The following is a 25,323-nucleotide window of genomic DNA, read 5'->3' as shown; positions in this document are numbered from 1 at the left end:
TTTCACTCCGGTTTAGAATTACCACTGACCAACATTTGAAATAGTTTTTCCTGAACATAAATTGATGTCCCTGATGAGGGAGAATCATCGCTACCCTCTACCCAAGGCCATGTATATCTATTCTTTAACTCATTACGCACGCTCATCGGCAACCGCTGATTAAGCTCTTTTGCCTCACCGTTATTCAGTTTTGATAATGAACTGCATAGAGTATCGAAGCGGGTCTTCTTGGTTAGTGCCTCTTGGTATGAAGTCTGGAACTGAGTATCAATCATTGTGATGAACTCACGCCCCTCCCCTTTTACAAGGTGCGAAAACTCTTTAGAGTAAACAGCAAGCTCTTTTGAAACTTCTTTCGGCAATCGCTTTGTTAGCCATGCAACATCACGCTTGTGAAGCGTTGATAACTTTGCCGATACTGTCCTTAATACCTGGCTCATGAAACGGTCTCCTTGGTCATATTTTCAATTTTTAACCATTCCTGAACATCCTGAAGCAATTCTTCTCGTTCTTTATTGCTCAACTTTTTAGGAGAACCTAATTGCGATTTTACTTTTGCTGCTATCAACACAAATACAACGAATAATGTACCCAGAGCTAAAATAACGTAATTAGGTTTGAAAAAGACAGACACCATATCTTTAATCTTCTGAGTATCTGTTTCACTTTTCACAAGTTCTTTTGCTATATTTCTCTGTTCAATAGTTTCTGCATTTTTAACTATTGCTTCCTCATTGCTACCCGAGGTCTTTCGATAACTCGGAATAGCTTTAACTGTAAGTAAATCGCCTCTCTTAGGATCAATACCAACAGTCGCTGAGATAAGTTCATGCACGGACTGTATGTCTTTCTCTGCTACTTTCCCATTAATGACGACAGCAACGGTTAGACGTGCTAGCTGACCCGATGCTGTTTCAGTCTCAATCATCTCTTTACCAAACTCAAACTCCTCTTCGACAGAGAGATTTTTTACATCCTTGATCTTTGGTTCATTTGTTTCATCCCGTCTTTCAATACGGCGTTTAACATATCCCGCATCATCATTGCCGATAGTTGTTAACTCCTGCCTTTTAGAACGTATCTTATTAAAGTCCAGCGTCGTATTGACCCCAATCTGAAAACTATCTTTGCCGAAGACGGGATCCAAAACTTGCTCAATTTTTCTAACTAAATAGGATTCAATCTTTTCCTGATAAGCAAGGCGCAAATTTCCAGAGCCTGTCACGTCTAATTCGGGGTCGGAGAAATCATATGAACGCCCAGCGCCATCTAATACCGTAACGCTGTCCTTATCTAACTCTGGCACTGCCGACGAGACTAAGCGCTGTATGCCCGCTACCTGCTGAAAATTCAGTCGGGATTGATCAACCGTTACAATCGTCACAGCAGCTTTCGTTTTTAGCTCTTCTCTTTGAAACGAACGCTTTTCTGGAATAGATAAGTGCACTCTAGCTTGTTTATATAATTTATTTGCAGTTATCGTCCTCGCCAGTTCTCCTTCAAGAGCTCTTTGGTAATTAACTTTTTGAGCAAACTCTGTTAATCCAAAATCAGCATCATCAAAAATTTCATAACCAACTGGCTTGGTTAAAGCCAATTGTTCAGAGGCTAAGCCCAAGCGAGTTTCATTGAGTGTATTCTCATCAACCTTGATGGTTGTACCGTCATTTTCCAATGAAAATGGCACTTCCATCGCTTTCAGTCGCTGAGTTATTTCAGCTGCGTCAGTTTGCTCCAAGTTCGCAAACAACACATCATATTTGGGTTGGTACAACCACCATACCAATGCAAATGCACCAACCACCATAATGACAGCAATACCGCTGATTAGTGTTCGCTTACGTGAGGCAATATTTTTCCAGCCCTGATTTAATGCCTCCATTACAATTGCATCCTCAACAACTCTTGCAGGCCTTCAACTGTCTTATTACGTACGGTTATTGCCAGTTGCATTGTCATGTTTGCCTCTTCCACTGCTAGCATCACATCTTGTATATCTGCCTCGCCCAGAGCAAAAGCCTCAGTCATCGAATCAGCCTTAGCTATAGACTCATTAACGCTCTGAAGACCGTCTTGAACCATATTGCCAAAATCCGTTGCTGATGGTTGTGGGAGTGATATAGATTCACTCGCAGATACATCAAAGAGCTCTTTACTAGCAATTGGTACTATTGAATCAATCATATGTCTTTCCTACTTCCTAATTGCCGCCTAATTTCATAATTTTCTTGCCCATTGAAGAAGCAGCATTGTAAATTCTCAAATTTGCCTCATAGGCACGATTTGCACTGACAACATCAATCAATTGTTGTGTTGTATTTATATCAGGTCGCCAAACCATACCTTGTGCGTCAGCATTAGGATCCGTCGGTGAAAAGTGGGATTTCAAAGGCGCACTAGCCGATACAATCTGAGGGCCGTTGTTATTTTTTCCAGAAATAAGATCAGCAAAAGAGTTACTTTCCACTTCGACACGATATAACGGAATGTTTGTTCCTTGATTAACCACTCGATTTGCATTCGCTATATTCAAACCTGCAGCTTCAACAATAAGCCTTTGTTGAATTAAGCCTTGTGCAGCAATGGCCTTTATTTCTGACAGTGCCATGATTATTGCCCCTTGATACCCATACGAATCAACCCCAACCTTCTATTCAATAACTCAGCCATTGCCTGATATTTACCCGAAGCCTGAGTCGATGCCAAAATCTCCTCATCCAACATGACAGACTGCGATTGAGCATTATTTTCAACATCAGCCAACTGCTCTAAGTCCATCGTTCTATAAAGGTCAATATTCATTGCGAACTGAGCTCTATCTCTACTAGTACTAATTTGTCGCAACACGCTGTCGAAATTTACAGATTGAGCTGAATATCCATTGGTATTTACATTTGCAACATTGACGGCAGCAACCTGCTGCTTATAAGCTTCCATATCCATTGAGAGCACTAATAATTTTGTTGAAACTTCATTAATCACTTTAATTTCCTTATTGAACTATTAGCTCACCGTGAAGTGCACCAGCACGGCTTATGGACTGTAAAATGGTAATTATGTCTCGAGTAGAGAGCTTCATGTCATTAAGTGCGCTAATTAAATCTGATACTCTGGCTCCCTGGGCAAGAGTGATACCCTTATTGCCAGAGTCATCAACCTGGATATTGGTATCAGGAACTACAATAGAACGAATATTTTCATTGCTTGCCCCACCACCGACAGGTGCTCCCCAACGGTCATAAAGCTGTACAGAATCTGGCTGAGATACAAGGTAATCCGTATCTATTCTGATTTTCAGATCACCATGCGTAATGGTGACATTATCAATCTGGACAGCTCCACCTGCGACTATGGTTCCTGTTCTTTCGTTAATTACAATACGCGCAGTCTTTTCCGGAACCACAGTAATATTCTGAACTTGCCCAATTTTTCTAAATGCATCCGAACCTATGTTTTTCCCAAGAGAAACACGTATTTTCCCCGCATGTAATGCTTCTGCTGCCACTGAAGGGTCACGGAAGTTAATTGCATCCGCTATCTTGCTTGCTAAATTAAAATCTGGCTCTTTTAGCAACAAACTAAAGCTACCATCAGGGTTTATTACTGTATCTGTTGTCGAGTATTCAACCACCGCACCTTTTGGAACAATTCCAGCGGTAGGGTGATTCTTTTGCACCTTGTTACCGAAGGCATCAAAACTATAACCACCAATAGATACTGAACCTTGTGCGACAGCAATGACTTTTCCATTTACCGCTTTCAACGGCGTCAATAATAATGTTCCGCCAACCAAGCTACGTGAATCGCCTATCGATGATACATTGACGTCAATTCTATTCCCTTTCTCGGAAAAAGCTGGAATTGTCGATGTCACCATAACAGCAGCTACATTTCGACTACTAATTTCATTCATCGAAACAGACACCCCAAACTTTTGTAGAGTGTTAGCAACCGACTGCAATGTCGCCTGACTCCGTCGGCTATCACCCGTCCCGCTCAGACCGATAACGATTCCATAACCGACCAGTTCGTTATCTCGTACTCCTTCAACTCGTGTCAGTGCTCCCACTTTTATGCCAGTGAAAGCATGTGCATCAAACACTCCCCCAAAGAGAAGAAGTAGAACAGCGATTATATGTCTGCTCATGTTAATCCTCATAACCCAAACCAGCTGAATATACGAGAGAAAATGCCAGGAGACTGGCCATCGTTTACAACACCGTTTCCGTTAAATTCGATACGGGCATCTGTAACTCGGCTCGACAAAACTGTATTATCATCTCTTACATCTATAGGTCGAATGTATCCAGTCAACGCAATGCGTTGTTCTTCACCATTAATTAGAAGTAATTGCTCACCGGTAACGTACAGCATGCCATGCTCATCCATACCGTCGACACGTACAGCTAATTGCCCCTTAAATTTGCCTTCCCGTTTCGTATTGGCATCATCGGCACTATCCCGGTCATAGCCTAAGCCGAACTTCTCTCTATCCGATGTAGTAATAACATTCGCAGCCACATCAATACTTGTCTCGGATCCTGTTCCAGCTCTGCTCTCTGCCTTTGTGCTCTCAACAATAATGACGGTTAAAGTATCACCTACCTTGTGAGCCCTATTATCTGAAACTAAAGAAACAAAACCGCCCTGATCAAAAAAGTTCTCAGCGATGGCTGCACATGATCCAAACAACAATATCCATGCACATATAATCCTAACTACCATTTATAGTCACTCTTCCTTTTCGCGTTACAACAGCTGGTAATTCACTACCAGACGAAGGAATTAGCACTTGAATTCTGTCACCCTCACTTCCTGACTGTTTTGCTATTGCAAATGAATCAATCATAATCGCGTTACGTGAATAGGTTGCCAGCACCCGATCACCCGCTTCAATCATAGAGATAGTCTTAACGGCCTCTTGCAATAGTATTTGTCCTGATTCAAGAGGCGAGGTTAACCGTAATAATGACAACTTCGAGTTAGTGCCAACACATAACTTATTTTCAATAATTTCAGTACGACGTTGAAAACATTCGTCATTTAATACTGTGCCTTTGTTCAACGAACATGTAGCGACATAAACCGGCTTTTTAATAGAAATTAAAACTCTTCTTCTATGCTTTGCCAACACCTGCTTATCATTGCCAGTTTTTAAATACCCAACGATTTGCCTTGGGGATGAGCCACGAGGGTCAAGTTCAAATCCCAGCAAAGATTGGCTTGTTTCAATCACCAATGGGTCTGGATAATCTAACCACAACACACCCGCATCACTACCAAAAGTTTCCTCCACCCATTGGTTAACTGGCGCTTCCATCTCTGTCTTAATTGACTCCGAGCTCACTTTTTTAAGTTGCTTTAAAACAGCGTGTCTTTCCCCGCGCCACTTTATATCGAATTCGATTTCTATATTCTCTCTAATATAGGTCACTAATTCTTTGTCACTTATTTCACCAGCATTACTTACCAATGGTAACTTACCAAGTTTCATCTTCAATTCGGTGTCAGTTGCTCGAATAATAAGTAAATCCTTAAGTTTTGCTTGCTCGTCGATTCGCAGCACAGGCTCTCGAAAAGAAAGTTTTACTTCACCTGCCATAGAGGTAAAAGAAAAGACAATAAAGATAGCAGCAAGCAAGCGCACTTTATCAACCCCGAGTTAAATTATTAGCAGTTTCCATCAACTGATCTGCGGTTTGAACGACACGAGCGTTCAACTGATATGCACGCTGAGCGAGCATCAAGTTCACCATTTCTGCGACCATTGAAACATTCGAAACCTCAACAAACCCTTGGCGAATATCTCCAAACCCAGCCTCACCTGGTTTACCATAATAGGCAAGCCCACTCGAATCAGTCGCCTTATACAAACCATAACCGGCGGGGTCTAACTCAGATGGACTTGAAAATTTAGCTAATTCTAGTTCGCCGATATAAACCTTATTTGTTTCATTTGGAACACTGACATGAACCTCGCCTGTACTACTGATTTCGATAGATTTAGCGTCTAGGGGAACCGTAATATTCGCAGAGAGTATCTGACCCGTCGCTGTTGCTAGTTTACCATCCGTATTGATGCTTAACTTACCAACACGAGTGTAAGCCTGCTCTCCATTTTCAAGTTCAACCTCGAAAAAACCACGCCCAGAAATAGCAAGATCCAGTTCAGAATCTGTTGCACGCAAATCGCCATCTTCGAAAACTGGACGAATCTCATTTATTGTCGCCCCATTGCCACCAAAAGCAATCGGAGACTGACTAACACTACTCCCATTAGCTGATTGGCTCCCCGAAACCATATCAGAAAAACTAACTGATTCGCGCTTATATCCAATTGTATTTACATTTGCGATGTTATTTGAAATCACATCAACATAAGTTTGCTGTGTTTGAATTCCAGATCCTGCAATATATAGTGCATCTATCATTTCAATAGTACCTAATTCACTTTTCCAATCTGATTAATTCCACTTTTCAACAAGCCGTCATAGGCCACGAAATAGCGCTGTATTAAGCCAAAGTGTTTCTGAGTTGACATCAGCTGCATCATTTCTGATGCAACGTCGACATTCGACGTTTCGAGGACTCCCTGTGCAACAGTATAGCCTTCTACGATCTGCCCACTACCCTGGGCTTGATATGCGCCGTTTCCAACAGAACGTAAATCACCAAATGCTTGATGAACCTGAAGACGGTCCAACTCCTGACCATTACTGATAATTTGTCCGTTACTTTTCACCTGGAATGCCTCATCACCAATATATACAGCGCCATTGGTACCTTGTACCAAGTAACTACCTGCAGAAGTTACCAAGTACCCATCTCGATTCACGGAAAAGCTACCATTGCGTGACAGGAGCTTTTCTCCGTTGTTATCGACAACAAAGAAACCCTGACCTTGTATGGCCAAGTCTAAGCTTCGCCCCGTTTGTATTAACCGGCCATCACTTACATTTACCGATAAAGTATTATTCTCGTGCTCTGGTACACCGCCAATATTGTTTTGAACATTTGGCAATGCTTGTGCTTTAAAACCAACACTATTTACATTGGCAACGTTATTACTCACCACTTCAATTCGCTGAAGGTCTTGCTGCATAGTGCTCGAAACAATATTTATAGGATCAACCATACTTTGCCTCTAGATTTGTTGACTGCACAGATGCTTTAACGACATCAAATGAATTGACACTCAATGACGTAGGGATTTCCGTCATCGAAATAATTGCTAACCTTGGTAAAGCTCTTTCGGTTAATTGTTTAAGACGACGCCTAATCACTGGTGAACACATAATCACGGGCATATGATTTTTAGACATCATCTTTTGCGCACTGTAGCTAATCGCATTTAACAGTTGCTCTTTACCCGATGGATCGATAGAAAATGCTGACATCCTTTCTGGTGGATTGACCGTCGTTATAAGTACTCGTTCTAAATTTGGTTCTAAGGTCAGCACTTCTAACAAGCCATTACGACTCATCAAAGATTGACAGATGAACGCCCCCAGCCTTAAGCGCACTTCTTCAACCAGCTCTTCAGGTGTTTTCATGCGTTTACCTGCATCAGCCAACACCTCAAGAATCAACTCGATATTACGGATAGGCACATTTTCCTTCAGTAATAACTGAAATACTCGCTGTATATCCGTTAGTGACATAATGCTTGGTACTATTTCTTCAACCAAACCTTCGCAAGTGGCCTTATTTCTCTCAAGGAGTTTTTCAACTTCGTTACGCGTCAGCAATTCATTCGCATTAGAACGAATGACTTCACCTAAATGCGTGATCAACATTGTTTGCCAATCCACTAAAGTGTAATTGGCAGCACGAGCCATCTGCACCCCTGATTCAGGAACCCAAACAGCCGGTAACCCATAGGTTGGTTCTGTCGTCTTTTCACCATCAAGTTGTACTTTGGTCTGAGCGCCCGCAATTGCTAATTGGTGGTCTACTTTAATTTGACCAGATCCTAATTTAACCCCATACACGTAAATAGCATATGCGTCGGAATCAACACCCGAGTGGCTACCTATAACTTTTACTGATGGAACAACAAAGCCAGAATCAAGAGCATACTGCTTACGGAAGTTTTGCACCCTTTCGTAAAGTGCATCTTTTACTTGTTCAAGAACCTCATGCAGCTCCACCCCTAACCGTACTTCAATAGGGTGAAGTTCCAGTTGTTTATAGATATCGTCTTTACTGCCTGACCGGGGTAACTCCTCATCATCTTCTATCGCTTCTGGATTATCCTGCTCACCCGATTTACCCGCACTTCGATAGGAATAAATCAAAAGAGCAACAACTGCCAGCAATGCAAGAGCCAATGCCCCTGTAGGCAAACCAGGTAGAAACATCAGGAAAAATATGCAGGCAGCTAATATCAACAAGGTAACAGGATGGGCAGTAATCTGCTCAACCACCTCTGAGCCCAATTTAGAGTCAGTAGCTGCACGTGTAATAATAATACCTGTCGCCGTTGCAATGATAAGTGAAGGTATCTGAGTAACAATGCCATCACCCACCGTCAGCAGCGTATAGGTATGCAAGGCCTCATTCCAACTCATACCATGATGCCCAACGCCCATCATGAGACCCGCAATGATATCGACGAAGATAATGATAATGCCCGCAATGGCATCACCTTTTACAAACTTAGTTGCACCATCCATTGCGCCATAAAAGTTAGCCTCTTGCTGTATTTCTTCGCGCTTCCTCTTGGCTTCTTGTTCATCAATCACGCCAATATTCAAATCGGCATCAATACTCATTTGCTTGCCCGGCATACTATCTAGAGTAAAGCGTGCAGCAACCTCAGCAACACGCTGAGCACCGGCAGTTACAACGACATACTGAACAACAATCAGAATAACAAAGACAACGACACCAACCACATAATTACCACCGATAACATGTTCACCAATTGCGCCAATTACTTTACCCGCACTGGCATCATCTAATATTAACCGCGTTGCAGATATATTTAATGCCAGGCGAAATAGTGTTGTGATTAATAATATTGACGGAAATGTTGAAAAGCTTAATGGTTTCTCAGAGTAAAATGTCAGCAACAAAATTAGCAGCGCTGTCCCAACATTACAGATAGACAAGAAATCCAGCGCCATTGGAGGCAGAGGTGTAAAAAGCACAGAGATAATGCCAATTGTCGCTAGTACAATAAGCAAGTCACTCTTAGTTCCCAGCCTTGAGTTCACACTTTGAACAGCCATCACTTCACCGCACCTTGTTCCGGAGTGCTATTACGCCACAACTCTCTATAGACCGCCGCAACAGCTTCAAAGCTCTCTGCTGCAATAGGACCACCAATTTTGCATTGCTTGTAGAGCAATCGAGCCAAGGGTGGGTTTCGTTTAACAACGACTGAGTATCTTCTCCCCTGTTTACGTATCAAGGCAGCAAAGAAACCACGTCCACTCACCAGCATTTCAGGTGCTAACATTGTTTCAGGCTTATACTTCAGCGCCACTGCATAGTGCGTTGGGTTAGTAATGATGACATCTGCATCTTTGACCTTCGCCAGTCCTGACAAACGCTTTAGTAGCTCTTGTTGGGCCTTTCTCCTTTTACCTTTAATTTCAGGATCACCTTCTCGCTTTTTGTGCTCATCCTTTATTTCACGCATGGACATTTTCATTTGTTGAAGGAAAGACCATTTAACAAAAGCTAAGTCAGCTAAAGCAAAGATCATCAGAACCAGCCCTACTACCAGTCCTGTAAAAAGCAAGAGCTGTGCAAGTTCATTCGCATAATTGCCAGGGTGAATGTAGCGAAAATCAGTGGTCGCTTGATAAAGGTCGAAACCAAACCACCATGCCAGCAATGCTACAGCTCCCATTTTTATTAGGACTTTAATAGATTCAAATATGATTTTTTTTGAAAATAACTTCTTAAGATTAGTAACTGGATTCATACGTTTGATATCCAGTTTTATAGGTTCTTCAGACCAAATAAAACCAATCTGAACAACTGTCAACATTATTCCCACAATCATAGCCAGAAACAAAATTGGAAAAACAATAATGTATCCCTCAGACATGAAGTTCCATACCCAAGATAACATTGCCTCATTATTTGACGTCCCAATTTTACCAATTGCCAACATCGCTATCCGAAACGACCGCGCAACAGAATCAATTAACCAACCTGAAATAGCATATCCGATTGGAAGAATTAACATTAAACCGAGTATGCTCGTAAACTCAGTGCTTTTAGCGACCTGTCCTTTCTTCTTGGCTTCGCTTAGCTTAAAAGGAGTTGGCTGTTCATTCTTGTTCTGTTCTTGCTCTGCCATTTTATAGTCTCTCTATAAAAGAAGTAGTCTGCTTCGCTAGATCAACAAACGCAGGTGCAGAGCTTCGCACTGTCAGTGCCATAAAAATCACACCGCAAAAGATTTTTAGCGGTAACGTTACAAAATACACATTCATTTGAGGCATCGATTTCGACACCATTCCAATAGCAAAATCGACAAGGAATAACGCTGAGAATACGGGAATAAACATCATTACCGTCATGACAAAGACACCAGCAAGGTGAGCTAAGAACCTTTTAGGTTCCACGGCAATATTAACCTCACCTAACGGTACAAAATCAAAACTTAGACCAATTAACCTAACAAGATCTACATGAATATTTAGTGTCACCAGCAATGTTATTAATGTCATCATCAAAGCATTGCCTAATAATGACCCCGTTTGACCTGAAAAAGGGTTAAAAACGTTAACAGCAGCAAATCCCATATGGACATCAATTGTTTTTCCGACAAAATCAATTGCCCCATAAACCATAGCCAAACTGAAAACAAAAACAAAGCCAAGCATAATTTCCGATAAGATATAAAAGACTAGCCGCTCATCAGTCTCTTGAATCTGTGTCAATTTCGCCGTACTTGCAAAAACGCCAGCCACAACAATAAGAAGAATAATTCTAATTGATTTTGGCACACGTGAGAAAGGTGGCAATCCTCCAGAAATCATCAAAGGTGTAAATCTTGATGCAGACAACACCAATGCAATATTAAACTCAGAAAAAGCCATGATCCCTTCTTTATTCGATTAAAATTGAGCAATTTTCTCTATGTGTGTAATCAAAAACTCAACAATAGACAAAAGCATCCAACGCCCAATTAATAATATTGTAACTCCGGCAGCTAGCAACTTCGGAACAAATGTTAATGTCATCTCCTGTATTTGCGTTGCAACTTGAATTAAGCTAACAAGCAAACCTACGACTAAACACACCATCAATACTGGTGTTGCTATAATCGCTGTCTTTACCAACATTTGCGAAAGTATTAATACTGCTGTATCACTTGTCATCAAATGACTCGTTCAACTTTGAAATAAGATTTCCGGCGACCTCACGAAGGGGAAGTGCACCAGCTGCTGCTGGTGATTTGAGGATCGCTGTAATAATCTTATCTGCTTCTTTATCTTTTCCACGTTTACGTAATATCATCGCCCTGGCAAACAGACCAGTAAAGCAACGACGATTCAACCGTAGTGCCCTTGCCAAATGTTCGTCAGCATCATCGAATTTATTCTGAATCGCACAAACCAACGCAAGTCCACCATGAGACTCGGCAAAGTTATGATCGAGCTGTAATGCATTTTCAAAAGCTCGCTCAGATTTATCATACTGATCTGACAGCAAATAACACCAAGCAAGTCCGTGCCAAGTACCGATATGGGAAGGTATGGTTTCTATCGCCTTTTCAAAAACAACCATGGCCTGTTCATAATCGCTCTCAATCAACAACAATTGACCTTTAATTGTGAGAGCTCTGCCTGCGTTAGGAGCAATAGACAAGGCTTGCTCGGCATAAGCTAGTGCTTTTTTCGGATCATGCTGTGCCAGCTTAATCGTTGCCATAGTCAATAGGGATTCAAACTGTTTTGCATTTAGCTCTAACGCTTTTAAGCCTGTTAGTTCTGCCTGCTCAATAGTACCCATATCAAGCAATACCAAGCTCAAACAGCCTAATGCCTCAGCATCTTCCGGATTGGAAGAAAGATAAGCAACAAGCGCCTCTTCACATGCTGTATATTCAGCATTAAAGTGAAGTGCTCGCGCTTTGAGAAGCATTATTTGGGGTATTTCTTCGAGCTGTACCTGTATTGAATCAACATAGCCAATAACGCCATCATAGTCACCTAACTGTAAAAGCGAATATACATAATTATATAATGCCCAAACAGGAGGTTGATCAGTACTGATAGTAGCGGAAAGCCATGAAATGGCTTCGTTATACTTATGAGTTGCTATTGCAGTTGTTATTGCTTGATAACGACAGGAAAGATCTTCCGAATGCTCCTGCATCGCCCTAACAGCCAACTCCCAGGCACCATTAAAATCATTAGCCTTTAAAGCAAACTCAATAGTCTGTGCGAGTAACTGTGTATTTTCAGCGTCAAACTCAAGATACTTCTTGTATCTTTTATATTGTTCAGAAACATCCATAAGAGCCTAGCAAACTAACCAAGATAATTATTTATTAATATATTAAGAGAAAGATACGGACTTTTTATTATTCAAGCAAGCCGCATTTGCAAGGGCTATTTATGAAGTATTCACTTTTTTGACATAAATCACCTTCGGTGCAATAAAAATCCCTTCACAGCCTAATCTTATTCTTAAATACCATTTACTCAACTCATGTAATTCTTATTAAACCATCGCATTTTTCACTCCTATTTAATAACTTAATTATCAATAATTACAATGATATCGATTACATTATAGTGCTACTAACTCCATTATCATTCATCACACAGGACATAATACCCAAAACTGGAAATTATGATTGTTTATATAAGTATTAACCATCACTTCAATTGAACTCAATGACGCTTATATAGCTACACCAATATTGGTTAAGCCAACTTATATAAAACCATATACTGAGTTTGCTCAGATAAACTGACAGTAGTTTTTAAAAAATGTCGATTACATCAACAAATGTACACTAACCTTACTATATTATCATCGCCCAAAAAATGCCTTGTTGTAACTTTGTTATTTCAACGCAATGCTAGGTACAAGATAACTCCTTAGTGTCATTATCATCTCTTGCCTTAGATTAAAAATAACTTGCGTCTTATTGTTGTTTTTCTTATGCGAATTATTACCTCATAGGCAAAGCTAACAATGCTTATTAGCAGAGCTCTGTGATTCACTCTACTGGACAATTCTCTTGTGATGATTCAGGTTTAAAACAGGACGTTACATGATTCTAGATGTAAAAGTAACATTTCATACTGCAGTTGCGGCTGGAGATGAAAATCAATTATATGTGTGGTTAGTCCGTATGGGAGAGTTAATAGCTAATGAAGGCCTCTCTCAACAGGTAGCAATTAGTATCTTTGTTGATGGCGATGTAAATATAGCTGAGTTACCCAAGCTTCCATGTGTAATACGTATGTGTAAAGGTTCTGATAACAGAACTTATGGCTCGGAGTTACTAAGAATGGCAGCCTTGAACGAAGCGCTATCTCCAGCTTGTGCAACCTCCGTATTCATGGGACTGAATGTTTTACCTGTCAGAACATTAAAGCCGTTTATGATGATCGCGAAAACCGACGCGATTGATCATGCAGCCCTTTGCCATGGCAGAAACCGTACCAATGAGCTCAAAGAAGAAATGATAGACGAACACTTCCGCAGGCTAGTAATCAGTACGAATTATTATTCGTCAGACCTCATGGTTTTTGATGTAGACAAAACAAGCCGCAAACTCGCTGCAATGCGAACATTCGACTTGGTAGAACGTAGGCAGCAAATTAAGAACCAGGGTGACTCCATAATTGATGACATTCTTAATAAATTACTCCCAACAACGAATAGCTTTAGAAATAACGATGTTTACTTTGTTAACCCGCTAACAATCATTGAAGACAGCGATCCTGTCCTATCTTCGATGCGTGAGAAGGCTTACCAGGCCCAGGGGGCCGTCGTATTTGATCGCGATAATCTTCCATGGGAACTTAATGACGGGACAACTATCGCAAAAGTCACGCCTTACGGCGAGTATGCCACCGCAGCATTGAGAGCACATAAATGGCTCCATCCTGACTTTCTTAGATCGGTGTTAGTCAAGGCAAACTATTATTCAAAACTTGATGGTGAGAGACGATTCAGACTGCCCGAGCTTTTAGTTGATGCGCTTAACTCGGATACGCCTGCATCAGAGATCCATGACATCGTTTGTCAATTGAAACAAGAAGGAAGTCTTCAATGAAAACCCCCTCCCATCGCAAACCACTCTGTGCCCAGCCATTTACCTTGTGGAATATGAAGACTGAAGGCTGGAGAGCTTGTTGCAATCGCCACCTAAAACCGCAAAACCTACCGGGAAACCCGTGGAATTCTAAGTATCAGCGTGAGTTCAGGAAGAAAATGTTTTCCAGGGACACACTTCCGGATGAGTGTCACAGTTGCTTGCATTATGGATATAACTCTGCAATGAAATACGGGGGAGAGTTCAACCCTGAAAAGTATGATTTCAAGACCGGTGCTATGCTGGGAGAAATCGACGTCATGCAGTATTTCCTTGGCAATAAATGTAACTTGGCCTGCGATACTTGCGACACAGAGCATAGCATCATGCACGGTAAGGTTTTTCCAGATCGTGTCATCGAGGTAGATAAGGTTATAGCCGTAGATCAGGTATCTGAAATCTTGCTGCACCAACCCAAATCGGTAGTTGTATACGGTGGTGAACCATTCATGTACCGAAACCTCAACGATGATCTAATTACTATATTAGAAAATACCAATGCTGTTGTTTCCATCCTTACCAACGGAAGCTATGACCTTGTCAAAAACGGTTTCTGGAACGATATCGTATTAAAGTACCCTAAACGGCTCTGCATGGTCTTTTCTCTAGACGGCACACGCGAGCTGAATGAAAAAATTCGACGTGGCCTAGATCACAGTATCCTCGAAAGGAATATTGACAGGTGTGTCGAAAATCTCGATCTCCTGCATTTTGCTACTGTGCATGTGACATTATCGACAATGAACATTGATAACCTTGAAGATATTTACCAGTGGTGGCTAGAACGGGTACTAAACGGAAGTATGTACCTATTTGACCTATGCTCTGTTGTTAAACCTCATGACATGGCTCTTCACAACCTTCCGCGTAGTGTGCGAATGAAATACGCAGATAAATTTAGAACATTTCTAAAGAATGTTGTAATGACTAGCCTTAAGGACGTTGAGGCGAAATGGGTTGCTGACAGCGCAATAACCTCTTTCAAAGACCTCATAAAGGCTCTGGAAGTTGATCATATCCCGAGCGATGTTTACGGGAGCAACCTTAATGCTATCGATGTACAAATTATTGAGTAAGGATGTTTTATGCTGCCAGTAGTACTATGCGGTAACAGCGCATATGCCGACCAATTTCAGGTTTTCGCTCACTCTTTCAGAAAGCATAACCCTTCTCGTATGGTCATAATGTTCCATTCCGGTGACTTTGACACTGCTCTTTTAGATAAATACGGTGTTGAAAGCCAGGTAGTCAATCCATTAGAAGGTGTATCCGATCAGTTTGATTCAACACACATGCACGGCGCCTTATTGCGGCTGGTCGCATTTGATTGGATAAGCAGACATTGGGATACGAATATTCTCTATATGGATCTCGATATCCTTGTACGCGGAGCTGTTGATGAGGCTGATTCAGTCACCCTAACTAAAGATGCACCAATCGCAGGCATCGGCGAATATCACGCGCTAAAAACAGTAGATGGCAATACCAGATACGCACTGCACCGGCCATTGTATTGGTACCAACGACATATTAACCGAACCTACTTTAATGCCGGGGTTCTAGTTGTAAACCCCAAAGAGCTACTGAATAAAGCCATAGACAAAGGCTATAAGTCTATCTGTAACTGTTATATCGAGAACAAATATAAGTGGTCGATGGCAGATCAAGATTGCCTAAACTACTTATCCCCTAATCAGATTCCCCTTCCACGAACATTGAATGCAATGCCGGAACTGTCTATTTGGTTTCTTGAAGATTACGTTGATCATCAAAAGCTGGCACAGTCGATAAGGGAATCCAAAGTGTTGCACTGGGTTGGAAAAATGAAACCCTGGAGTTCATCAATTCATGGAAGCCATACAGATCCGGATCGGCAGATGATGCCTATGGATTTATATATGGAGACATGCGATGAACTACGAGATCACCTTGAGAAAAGTTTTTATCGCACCGTAAAGATTAATGCAACAATGTGGAAATCAGCGCGGAATTTGTAGCCATAAGCTAAAAAAGCTATCGCAATCCATACAAGGGTTGCTATAGCGTTTCGTGAGAAAGAATAAAAAAAGCAGTCGAACATTTGTTCAACTGCTTTTTGTTAATTAACAGTACAGCGAGATCTCAGAAAGAAGCTGATTTGCCAATTCCACATGACGATCTTCGGCAGGTGTATTTTCAATAAGCTGCGTCAACAAGTCTATTGCCTCATCTTCAAGCTCATTATCTCTGAGATACATAGCTTTAGCATATAACACCGGTGCAAAATTTGCGTTATCCTTTAGAATCTCTTCCCAGATTTTCAGCGCTTTATCATCATTTTCCATATGACGGTGGATAAGACTCATTTCAAAACGCTCTGGAATCGCTTCAGGTCGAAATTCCAAGTAAGTTTCAAATGCAACCATTGCACGCTCAAAAAGTCCGAGCACTGCATATATTCTACCCAATGTTGAAAATGCGCCAACTGGAGCAGTTTCCTCAGAAACTAGTCGTTTTAATATACGCAGTGAAACAATATAGTCCTGTCTGTCAAAATAAAGATTAGCTAAAGCCAGCAACTCATCTTTTTCAAAATCGTTATAGTTATCCATTTATCCCTCAATACGTAAACCATTGTTTAAATTACCATTTAATTCAGTATTATAAAGGAAAACCCACTCATAAGGCATCACAATCATTCAAATTATTGTTTAATATCACAAGTATTTTAGATATTTCTTCTCAGAAGATATTTTAAAGTTTTTCAAATATGACTGGCTCAGTTTTGTAGGACCAAGATAACACTGACACTTTGTATCATTACCGAATTTTTGCTATTTTAGGAGCATGAACGTACATCTTCCGATGACCTAAATTTACAGTTTAAGGCCATTCATCAGATGACGGAAGGGAAGGTTCTGGAAAGCCTGTTCTTTAAATATCAGACTAGGAGGTAGAATTTATTAAAGGCGACAACAAATAGGAAATTCATCCAAATGGTTGAACTTATATAAGTGAAATTTATTGAAACCATTATTAATTACCCATTATTGTCAACTTATTTCTTACATTCATTCAAAAATTCATACCAATAAAAGAAAAAATATGCCCAAGATAATGTTAACGTCAAAACCAAGCACGCAAAAATGACAAGAACACCTTCATGATCATAGTTGGCATATACTGCACCTAGTACTGCAAGCACAACAACAACCCGATTTAATAATGTCCCTGACGAATATTTACTTATTGTTATTCTTTTATACCCAATTACCATTCTCTCAGTTCTACAACGATACCAAAAGCCATTAATTGAAGATAAAACAATAGGAAGAACAATAAATAAAACATAATATATAAAAGGATAGTCATTCATAAGAAAATAACATATGACCAATCCTATCCCTGTATATGATGTAGTTAGAACAATCCTCCAACACACAAATAATTCATAAGAAAACTTATTCAACAGCCTTCCAAACAGTAGGCCTGACACATATATAAACAAAACGAAAAGCATATACTTTTCAATTTTCAGAATCTCATCAACATGAATATTTCCATGAAGACATGACATAAGCGTGATACTCTGGACTAAACCCAAGAGCATCATGCTAATATAGTTATTCTGTATTCTTTTCGTCAAAATCTCCAATCTCTCAATTCCAAAGTATTATATACTCCATTCTCAATTAACAAGGATGCCCCCCAACCAACAAGAAAACCAACTGCAGCACCAACAACTGGAGCAACTGCGCTACCAGCTGCTGCACCAGCGGCGGCGAATTCTGCTGCAACTCCAGCGCCCACAGCTGTACCTACATAAGCTCCTACTGAACCAGCAGCCATTCCTTTTGCACTATCAAGTGATGCATTTACAACAAACTCTTGGGACTGTAGGCTCTTTCCTTCCAAACCGAATTCAACTGCGCGTCCTATTGGAGCCAATACTGCACCGGTGACACCTCCTGAGCGTGCTGATGTTTTTAGCATATTAGTGAAACGAGCAGCTTTAACGCCCTCCCCAAAAGAAGGTTTAGCGTATATAGGTTCACCTATCGCTGGTGTCGACAATGTAGGATTAGGATTTGAAAGCCGATAAAAGCCAGACGTACCACTCGGATTCCCCCCCGAAAAAAGGCCTTTACTGTTATTTGAAGCACTGAAAACACCTCTCATCGACGCAAACCCTGACGGCCCTAAGTCATTCGCTAAGCCAACAGCGGTACTCAATACTGAGTTTCTACCCGCGACCTCACTTAGGTAGGGAGACTCACTTTCCCATTGCTTCCACTTACAGTTCGAAAAAATAATAACACCAGTTACTGATTCGCAATCCAATTTATTAATTTGTTCAGTCTGATAATTTGTATAGTCCAAAATTGGAGAATAGTTTGACATATCACGATAAACTGACCCAGTAGCCTTCACAAGGCTTCTTGAATCATTTATTGCTCTCCAATCAAATATTGGTTGATAGCCACTAAAATCATACTTCATTGACTTATCGCGCCAGTCAAATATCGGCCCTACACCCTCAAAGGATTTGATCTGCTCGGCCCTAGCCTTCTCAGCAGCCGCTTTATGAGCACCCACCACCGAGTTCCCTAGCGCACTGCCATTCGCATCCGTTAACAGCTGTTGCGTGCTCTTTGTCCCGCCAACGTCTATCCACACTCGGGTTCGATTATCAACCCTTTAGGTGTTGTCCTTTTTTTTCTTTAATGCAACGTGGATGCCTTGTTATTTTGCTTTCTATGAATAGAATCCAGCGAGAACTCCTCCAGCAAACGCAAAACAAAAATATGTAAAAGCAATCCCTTTAGCCAGCTTGAGCCTCTTTCTGCTAAAACCACTAAATCGACGAATAATTTCATTCCCATCAAAAATAACGTTGTAATAAATAACGTCAATAAAAAAATTAAAAACACCCATATAAATCCAGAAAGATTGAACATCCCTCCTGACAAGTAGGTTTCCGTGAAACCAGATTCAGGAAATACCATCTTTTCTACGCAAAGAACCACCAAGAAGGAAATCATCGCATCAAAGACACCTACAATAAATGCAGGAAATACTACCGGACCTCTCTCACTCTTTATATCTAACAGGTGCGCTTCAAAAAACACGCACTCTCGAATGTAAATGAGCCACCTTAATACCGAGCTTAAGTTCTTCACCTTATTAGAAACCTATAGTGTACATTTAAAGATAGCACCCAACGTTAATATAGTATGCACTCAAGTACGTTGTTGAATATAGCTTGAATTGGTAACAAAGCTGCTATACATCATTCAAAACTCACTTAAATGCGTTAGCAGCCCTAGTTCCCACCACACGCCCAGAAAACCATTTATCAAATTTCAGATTAACTAAGAACAACAACTCATCTTTTTCAAAACCGTTATAGTTATCCATTTATCTTTCAATACATAAACCATTGTTTAATAATCATTTAACACAGCATTATAAAGGAAAACCCACTCATAAGGCATCACAATCATTCAAATTATTGTTTAATGTCACAAGTATTTATGAATGTTTTTACCGGTAATTCTTTGAACAATTATAAGTAATAAATATCCAGGTTAGCTGGCCTTAAATAAATCTAAAACTTTAGAGAATTATTAAATTCTTGCCATTTGAGAAACATGAACGTAAGCCTTCCGGTGACCTAAACTTACAGTTTAAGGCTATCGGTCAGATGTCAAAATACAAGTGTGATGTTACGGAAATGCTAAGAATCTGATTGCTAAATGCCCTCTTCCGCTACATTATGTGGAGTAGCTTCTGTTGACCAATACCGAAGATCAGCTTGCTTCAAGCACCTCATTTCCTGAATATTTTACAATATTCACAACACATTCAATGTGAGAACAATTAACAATCAGTCGTTATACCTCAAAGATACCATTAAGGTTTAGTACATACCAATAAAGCAAGTTAAGTATAACAAGGCAAAATGACACACTACATACTGGCAATAAAATCAATTTATACGCTGATCGTTTAGCTAACCAATTGCCTTGCTTAATTCTTGCCTCTATCTCTTCGTATTTAATTTTATAGCAACACATAAAATAAGTAAGAATGATGCTAATAAACACTATAAGCAAAATAAAATAACTGATACTACCTCTAAACACAAATAGTTCTTCCATCAAATCATCATTTATGAAGTTATAGAATAAAGCATTCACTATATATAAGATTGCACCCGCATGAAAGGCCATAACTAGAAATGTCATATACACAAATCCAGATGCAGGAATTTCAATAAAAACGATAAAACTATTAGCATAAGTAGAATTACAGGCAAATCCTAACTGAATGATAGCCACCTGATGAAGTAAATATATAGGGCTGGAATAGAAGCCCAGCTATAACTAGGCTTACTTTAACCTTTAACCTTTAACCTTTAACCTTTAACCTTTAACAATATTCCCACTTTCATCCAATAAAGGAACCTTATTACCTTCCTTCATGTAATGAACAATAAAATATACTTTTTTTAGAGAATTACTATACTCTCTGTCAATCGATTCAAATTCTCTTACCGCCAGCTGTCCAACATTAACGTCTGAAAGCCTTTCTCTCGATAATGATTTATCTCTAATACACTCACCGATGTACTCTAACTGATTTAGAATATAATTATATAAATCTGAATTTTGAGAGTCACTACCTAAACGCTCCCTTGTAAGGTCTATAGCAGTATTTATCCAAAGTTGCTGCTGATTAAGTGTCATAAATCTATTGGCCATAATATTTCCAAGAGTTCAAGCTAAATGCATCAAGATCCGTTGTAAAGATCTGGGGGGCTCCACCTGCAGTCATGAAAGGCTGATGCCCAACAGACCACGTATCTTTAATGGGAGCGGCAGTAGATTTCAAGCCATAGACAGCTCGATTTGTTATTAAAGGAGTTTGTATTCTATTGAATACGGTGTCACTCCCAAACCCTACTTTCGAAGGGTTAATTCCTAACTGACTTGGTGTACTGTTTTCCATAATAGCAAAATATTGTCCACCTCTATAAGTTGTTGGTGCATCCCATTGATAAAACGATTGGCCTTTTCCAAATTTAACAACCTCAACGGGTTTAGTAAAATCTATACCATTTAGATGTGATACCATATCTAGGTCGCTGTAGCCAGACTGCATATAGAAATTAATAGCTGTTTCTCTGTTTCCACGTATATTGATATCTGCATTAAGATCACCTGTACGACCAAATTTTTCATTTAGATATACACGTCGCCCTCCCAAAGCGTCAACCATATTTGAAGAACTACCAAACGGCATCCAATCTACAAACTTCTGAGTCAGATTATCTGGAATAAACTTCCCAATAGTCCGATCAAGGGCATACTCAGCAGCAATTCCACCTACAACTTTTCCAGTCTGAAGACTCCAAAAACCATAGTCTGTCACTGCATCAGTTATACCATCCCACATTTGAGCCATACCATCTATAGCCCATTCGATGGGTAAAATTGGTACAGTTCCCAAACCTGGTTCTACCGGAACTAAATCTGAGTATCCAAATATATCATTAAAGAATACTCCCTCTTGGTAGTTATCAAATGCTGAATAGCTTCCCTCAGAATAATCATCAGGCAACATTTCAGCACCGTAGCGGGTCATTTCTTGTTCTAGAGTCGTATAGTCAGCAACCCCACCATCAAAGTAGGCTGCTACACCTTCATTTGAAGCTTGACCTCCCTCAGGCCGACCGTAATAGCTAATTTCTGCATGCCCTGCTTTGATCTGCTCGGCCCTAGCCTTCTCAGCAGCCACTTTATGAGCACCCACCACCGAGTTCCCTAGCGCATTGCCAAAAGCATCAACAGCTATATTTTCAAAGCCGCGTTTACCACCGATATCCATCCACTCTCTTGCGATATCTTCGGTGTAACCGCCTGCAAACGATGAAGCAAGATCTCTTGTAAATTGCTGACTGGCTGTCATCGCATCACCACCGATAGCTTCTCCGGCATAATGCCCGGCCATGGATCCGGCGACATTCGCAGCCAACGCCTTCCAGCTAAAGTTGCTATGGCCCTCCAGAACAGCATTCGTCAGGTAGTTCCCCCCCGCCTGAACGGCAGAGCGCGCTGCAATATAGCCAATTGAACCTTGTTCAAATAGCCCTCCAGCCCCTGCCACTTTGCCAGCCATAATACCGACTCCTGCGGCTAAGGCTCCTCTTGCACCGGCTTTAAATACTCCCCCTAAATCAAAACCATCTTGCACGCCAAGCGCCATACCAACAAGTTGGCCTGCGGCATTCCCCGCAGCTGCACCTGCGGCTCCGGCAAGCATTGCACCACTTGCGCTTAGAGTCGCTCCCCCTGCAGCAGCTGCACCTCCAGCGGTTGCCCCCCCGGCCACACCAGTTGCGGCTGGAGTAGCAAGTGCTGTACTTGCACCGTATGTAACAACCGCAGCAACCACAATGACAACGATAGCGACAATCATAGTTGCACAGCCGTGGTTACTCGGCGGCGGCACGTGTATCGCCTCGGCATCTATCTTGCCGATGGCATCCGCAGCATTGTACGGCTTGAAGGTGCTGTCGTTATTATGAACATTACTGTTCACCGTCGGGATAGTCAGGCTCATTCCCTGCTGGAGCGCAGCTGTCGGCTCTATCGAGTTGGCATCGGCAATCAGATACCAGAGAGACGGATCCCCCCACAGCTTCTGGGCAATCCCTTTGAGGGTATCGCCATTAGATACTGCATAGGTGCCCGGCGCAGACTGCTGCATTTTTGATGCACTAACCATGTGGCTTTCAAAGTTAGTAGCAGAAAGGGTGCCCGATTCGCCCAGGACTTTCCCGTTGGCATAGTAGAAATCCTGCATCTTATTGCCATCACGACGGAATAACACCTGTCCATCTCGGTTGCTGATGAGCATCCGGTCATGGCCTGCAGAGCGGGTATTCGAACCGCGGACATACATGAGCTCGCCAAAACGATCAAAGTACGATGTAGTATTGTTCGGCCTCCAGTGACGTCGCGTCGTCGTCATATTGGATGTCTGCTGCTGTGCACTGATACCAAAGAAGTAGGACTTGGTATGAACTTCCGTGTAATCCCAAACATCGCCCCCTCCCTTCAGAATTACATTATTCTGTCGGTTAACATTGACTGTATATTGGAGAACGTTACCAGTACCGTCATAGCTGTTATATATAACCTCACTCGCCTTGCGTAGTTCCGTATGGTCATAAACATTTACCGGATAGGTCGCCATCACAGGGCCAGAATTACCATACCGCCGGTGCACATGCATCTCTTGACGTGATATATCTCTCAGATTGTAGGTCGTCTGCTTATTTAGCCTTGAACCGCTGCCCCAGGAATAATCAGTGCGTTTAATAGTGGAACCCCGTGTTGCATGACTGTTCCCTTCCCCGTTCGAAATAGCATAGTTATACTCACGGGTAAGACGACCATAGCTGTCATAGTCCCTAGAACTCTGCCTATATGTTGCCGCCGATATTGATGCGGACGTTGAGTTCTTCAGCTTATAGGTTGATGACAGCTGCCCGGAACTTAACAGATATGTATAACGTTCATGGTCATAACGTCCGCCTTCACGTTTAATTTCACGCGTACGGCGGTTTAAGTTATCGTAGGTGAACGATCGCGTCCCCTCTTTATATCCTCCAGTCGCATTTACCGCATTAGCAACGAGTACCCGGTTGACAGAGTCGTAGGTATAGTAATGATCTTGGGTCTCGACAGCACCGAACGTCCCTGATCTGATTACTTCGGCATACACTCTGCGACGGTTGCCAACTTCATCGTAGTAATATTGCAAACGTTGTAACCCAGACGTATTTGACTCAATTTTTGGAGCTGAACTGCCATACTTTGATGTGGCAGCCTCAAACACTTTAGGTGAATAGGCCTGCTGCGGAGAGGTAACTTCGACTAGCTGTCCACGTGCATTATATTTGTTGGTCGTCGTACGCTTGAAGTCATAGACAAATCTCTCGCTGACATTTCGGGTTACATAACTACCGTACTTACTAGGCCTCTCTCTATAGCTATGTGTTCTCGTATACTCACGTTTTGAACTGTGAGTTTCACTGGTACGGTTTCCTAATCTGTCATAGTCATAGCGACTCACTTCAGAGCGGTATATGTTGCTTACGCTCTTGCTGTGATAATTTCTTTTCTGAGGCGACCATGCTTCCAAGTTTCTGGCCAGCGCATCCCAACCCGAGCTTCCCGTACGAGCAACCGACTTCAGCGCACCGTTATTCCAATACGTATACGTATTGACATTGTCACCATTCGTCTCTTTCTCTACTTGCTTGTGGGCATTTAGTTTGACACTGGTAGTGCGCCCACTTAGATCACGTCGCTGGGTGACATTACCGAAGCTGTCATGCCACCACTTCTGATAACGACCATCCGCTGTGATTTCTATGGACTTACGGTTGTACTCATCGTATTCATAGCGGGTAACAACACGCTCCATGGTCCGCTTGGCTATAACATTTCCATTCGCATCATACTGGGTGTAAACAGTATTGGCGCCGTTGTCTGACAAGCCGGTAATATCCTGAATACGTCGGCCTGCCTGGTCGTATATATAGGTATGAGTAAGGCCAGAGTTATAAAAGCTGCGAGAGCCTATTGTAATATACGTACTAGAGCTCCCGGATGAGCCATAAGAACCATAAGATCCAGACGCGCCATACCATGCATAAGGGTCTACTGATTTTGAGACCACTTTAGATTGCTCAGTGACCCTAATTTGCCCCTCCCTGGTCACCAAGCCACGCTTGTTGTAAGTTGTTAAAATGAAGTTACCCATCGCATCTTTGGTATGGGTTTTATTGCCGAAGCTGTCGTACCGGTACTGCGTGACTGCACCGACGGCATTCTTCTCCCATGCAAGCAGGCCGGCACTGTCATACATCCGTAATGTGCTGTTGTTGCGACCATCCGTTTTACGCACCAGGTTACCCAGCTTGTCGTAGTCATAGGTCTGCTCCACCGCTTTATTTTCGACTTTACCTGAGC

Annotated in this window: 23 protein-coding genes; 3 read left to right on the top strand and 20 right to left on the bottom strand. The window is 41.5% G+C overall.

Features of this window, described 5'->3' with window-relative positions:
- Nucleotides 1–2 precede the first annotated feature (2 nt).
- From L4D19_RS17105 to L4D19_RS17035, 15 genes are read right to left on the bottom strand one after another with little or no spacing between them, the layout of a single operon-like run.
- Nucleotides 3–440 carry a hypothetical protein gene (locus L4D19_RS17105; protein WP_428453466.1) on the bottom strand — a complete coding sequence of 146 codons (438 nt, stop codon included), beginning with the start codon at nucleotides 438–440 and terminating at the stop codon, nucleotides 3–5.
- Nucleotides 437–1,882 carry a flagellar basal-body MS-ring/collar protein FliF gene (gene fliF, locus L4D19_RS17100; protein WP_428453465.1) on the bottom strand — a complete coding sequence of 482 codons (1,446 nt, stop codon included), beginning with the start codon at nucleotides 1,880–1,882 and terminating at the stop codon, nucleotides 437–439. The genes L4D19_RS17105 and fliF overlap by 4 nt, the downstream gene beginning before the upstream one ends.
- On the bottom strand, nucleotides 1,882–2,184 hold the full coding sequence (gene fliE, locus L4D19_RS17095) for a flagellar hook-basal body complex protein FliE (protein WP_428453464.1): 303 nt from the start codon (nucleotides 2,182–2,184) through the stop codon (nucleotides 1,882–1,884). Before fliE ends, fliF begins: the two co-directional genes overlap by 1 nt.
- Before the next feature lie 16 nt (nucleotides 2,185–2,200).
- On the bottom strand, nucleotides 2,201–2,608 hold the full coding sequence (locus L4D19_RS17090) for a flagellar basal body rod C-terminal domain-containing protein (RefSeq protein WP_428453463.1): 408 nt from the start codon (nucleotides 2,606–2,608) through the stop codon (nucleotides 2,201–2,203).
- 2 nt (nucleotides 2,609–2,610) lie between these two features.
- Nucleotides 2,611–2,982: a hypothetical protein gene (locus tag L4D19_RS17085; RefSeq protein WP_428453462.1), complete on the bottom strand. Its 372-nt coding sequence runs from the start codon at nucleotides 2,980–2,982 to the stop codon at nucleotides 2,611–2,613.
- 10 nt (nucleotides 2,983–2,992) lie between these two features.
- A complete protein-coding gene (locus L4D19_RS17080) occupies nucleotides 2,993–4,147 on the bottom strand; it encodes a flagellar basal body P-ring protein FlgI (protein ID WP_428453461.1) in 1,155 nt (384 codons plus the stop codon).
- A gap of 8 nt (nucleotides 4,148–4,155) precedes the next feature.
- Nucleotides 4,156–4,725 (bottom strand): flagellar basal body L-ring protein FlgH, encoded by a 570-nt coding sequence (locus L4D19_RS17075; protein ID WP_428453460.1) that lies wholly within the window; start codon nucleotides 4,723–4,725, stop codon nucleotides 4,156–4,158.
- Entirely contained in the window at nucleotides 4,715–5,647 is a 933-nt protein-coding gene (gene flgA / locus L4D19_RS17070; RefSeq protein WP_428453459.1) for a flagellar basal body P-ring formation chaperone FlgA, read from the bottom strand. The genes L4D19_RS17075 and flgA overlap by 11 nt, the downstream gene beginning before the upstream one ends.
- 4 nt (nucleotides 5,648–5,651) lie before the next feature.
- Entirely contained in the window at nucleotides 5,652–6,431 is a 780-nt protein-coding gene (gene flgG, locus L4D19_RS17065; protein WP_428453458.1) for a flagellar basal-body rod protein FlgG, read from the bottom strand.
- An 11-nt stretch (nucleotides 6,432–6,442) separates the two neighbouring features.
- Complete coding sequence (locus L4D19_RS17060) at nucleotides 6,443–7,135, bottom strand: flagellar hook-basal body complex protein (RefSeq protein WP_428453457.1); 693 nt, start codon at nucleotides 7,133–7,135, stop codon at nucleotides 6,443–6,445.
- Complete coding sequence (locus L4D19_RS17055; protein ID WP_428453617.1) at nucleotides 7,128–9,233, bottom strand: FHIPEP family type III secretion protein; 2,106 nt, start codon at nucleotides 9,231–9,233, stop codon at nucleotides 7,128–7,130. The genes L4D19_RS17060 and L4D19_RS17055 overlap by 8 nt, the downstream gene beginning before the upstream one ends.
- Entirely contained in the window at nucleotides 9,233–10,315 is a 1,083-nt protein-coding gene (locus L4D19_RS17050) for an EscU/YscU/HrcU family type III secretion system export apparatus switch protein (protein WP_428453456.1), read from the bottom strand. The genes L4D19_RS17055 and L4D19_RS17050 overlap by 1 nt, the downstream gene beginning before the upstream one ends.
- 1 nt (nucleotide 10,316) lies before the next feature.
- Nucleotides 10,317–11,060 carry a flagellar biosynthetic protein FliR gene (locus tag L4D19_RS17045; protein ID WP_428453455.1) on the bottom strand — a complete coding sequence of 248 codons (744 nt, stop codon included), beginning with the start codon at nucleotides 11,058–11,060 and terminating at the stop codon, nucleotides 10,317–10,319.
- An 18-nt stretch (nucleotides 11,061–11,078) separates the two neighbouring features.
- A complete protein-coding gene (locus L4D19_RS17040; protein WP_428453454.1) occupies nucleotides 11,079–11,342 on the bottom strand; it encodes a flagellar biosynthetic protein FliQ in 264 nt (87 codons plus the stop codon).
- Nucleotides 11,332–12,483 carry a tetratricopeptide repeat protein gene (locus tag L4D19_RS17035; RefSeq protein ID WP_428453453.1) on the bottom strand — a complete coding sequence of 384 codons (1,152 nt, stop codon included), beginning with the start codon at nucleotides 12,481–12,483 and terminating at the stop codon, nucleotides 11,332–11,334. Before L4D19_RS17035 ends, L4D19_RS17040 begins: the two co-directional genes overlap by 11 nt.
- Nucleotides 12,484–13,249: 766 nt before the next feature.
- On the opposite strand from L4D19_RS17035, the gene L4D19_RS17030 reads away from it, so the two are divergent.
- From L4D19_RS17030 to L4D19_RS17020, 3 genes are read left to right on the top strand one after another with little or no spacing between them, the layout of a single operon-like run.
- Nucleotides 13,250–14,260, top strand: a complete 1,011-nt coding sequence (locus L4D19_RS17030; protein ID WP_428453452.1) for a hypothetical protein — start codon at nucleotides 13,250–13,252, stop codon at nucleotides 14,258–14,260.
- Complete coding sequence (locus L4D19_RS17025; protein ID WP_428453451.1) at nucleotides 14,257–15,375, top strand: radical SAM protein; 1,119 nt, start codon at nucleotides 14,257–14,259, stop codon at nucleotides 15,373–15,375. Before L4D19_RS17030 ends, L4D19_RS17025 begins: the two co-directional genes overlap by 4 nt.
- A gap of 9 nt (nucleotides 15,376–15,384) precedes the next feature.
- Nucleotides 15,385–16,296: a glycosyltransferase gene (locus L4D19_RS17020; RefSeq protein ID WP_428453450.1), complete on the top strand. Its 912-nt coding sequence runs from the start codon at nucleotides 15,385–15,387 to the stop codon at nucleotides 16,294–16,296.
- A gap of 105 nt (nucleotides 16,297–16,401) precedes the next feature.
- Here L4D19_RS17020 and L4D19_RS17015 read toward each other — a convergent pair whose 3' ends face one another.
- The 5 genes from L4D19_RS17015 to L4D19_RS16995 all read right to left on the bottom strand — a co-directional run.
- A complete protein-coding gene (locus tag L4D19_RS17015) occupies nucleotides 16,402–16,890 on the bottom strand; it encodes a tetratricopeptide repeat protein (protein ID WP_428453449.1) in 489 nt (162 codons plus the stop codon).
- 1,030 nt (nucleotides 16,891–17,920) lie between these two features.
- Nucleotides 17,921–18,874, bottom strand: coding sequence for a hypothetical protein (locus L4D19_RS17010; protein ID WP_428453448.1), 954 nt, complete (start codon nucleotides 18,872–18,874; stop codon nucleotides 17,921–17,923).
- A gap of 125 nt (nucleotides 18,875–18,999) precedes the next feature.
- Nucleotides 19,000–19,458 carry a hypothetical protein gene (locus L4D19_RS17005; protein WP_428453447.1) on the bottom strand — a complete coding sequence of 153 codons (459 nt, stop codon included), beginning with the start codon at nucleotides 19,456–19,458 and terminating at the stop codon, nucleotides 19,000–19,002.
- A 1,245-nt stretch (nucleotides 19,459–20,703) separates the two neighbouring features.
- On the bottom strand, nucleotides 20,704–21,042 hold the full coding sequence (locus L4D19_RS17000) for an immunity protein Tsi6 family protein (RefSeq protein WP_428453446.1): 339 nt from the start codon (nucleotides 21,040–21,042) through the stop codon (nucleotides 20,704–20,706).
- Nucleotides 21,032–25,323, bottom strand: a 4,292-nt coding sequence (locus L4D19_RS16995; RefSeq protein ID WP_428453445.1) for a polymorphic toxin type 46 domain-containing protein, incomplete at its 5' end; no start/stop codon positions are given. The genes L4D19_RS16995 and L4D19_RS17000, both read right to left, overlap by 11 nt.

The organism is Photobacterium kasasachensis (assembly GCF_050336885.1).
In the GTDB taxonomy this organism is placed as follows: Bacteria; Pseudomonadota; Gammaproteobacteria; order Enterobacterales; family Vibrionaceae; genus Photobacterium; species Photobacterium kasasachensis.
The sequence above is the reverse complement of the archived record's forward strand: the minus strand, read 5'-3'. Positions and strand labels throughout refer to the sequence as shown.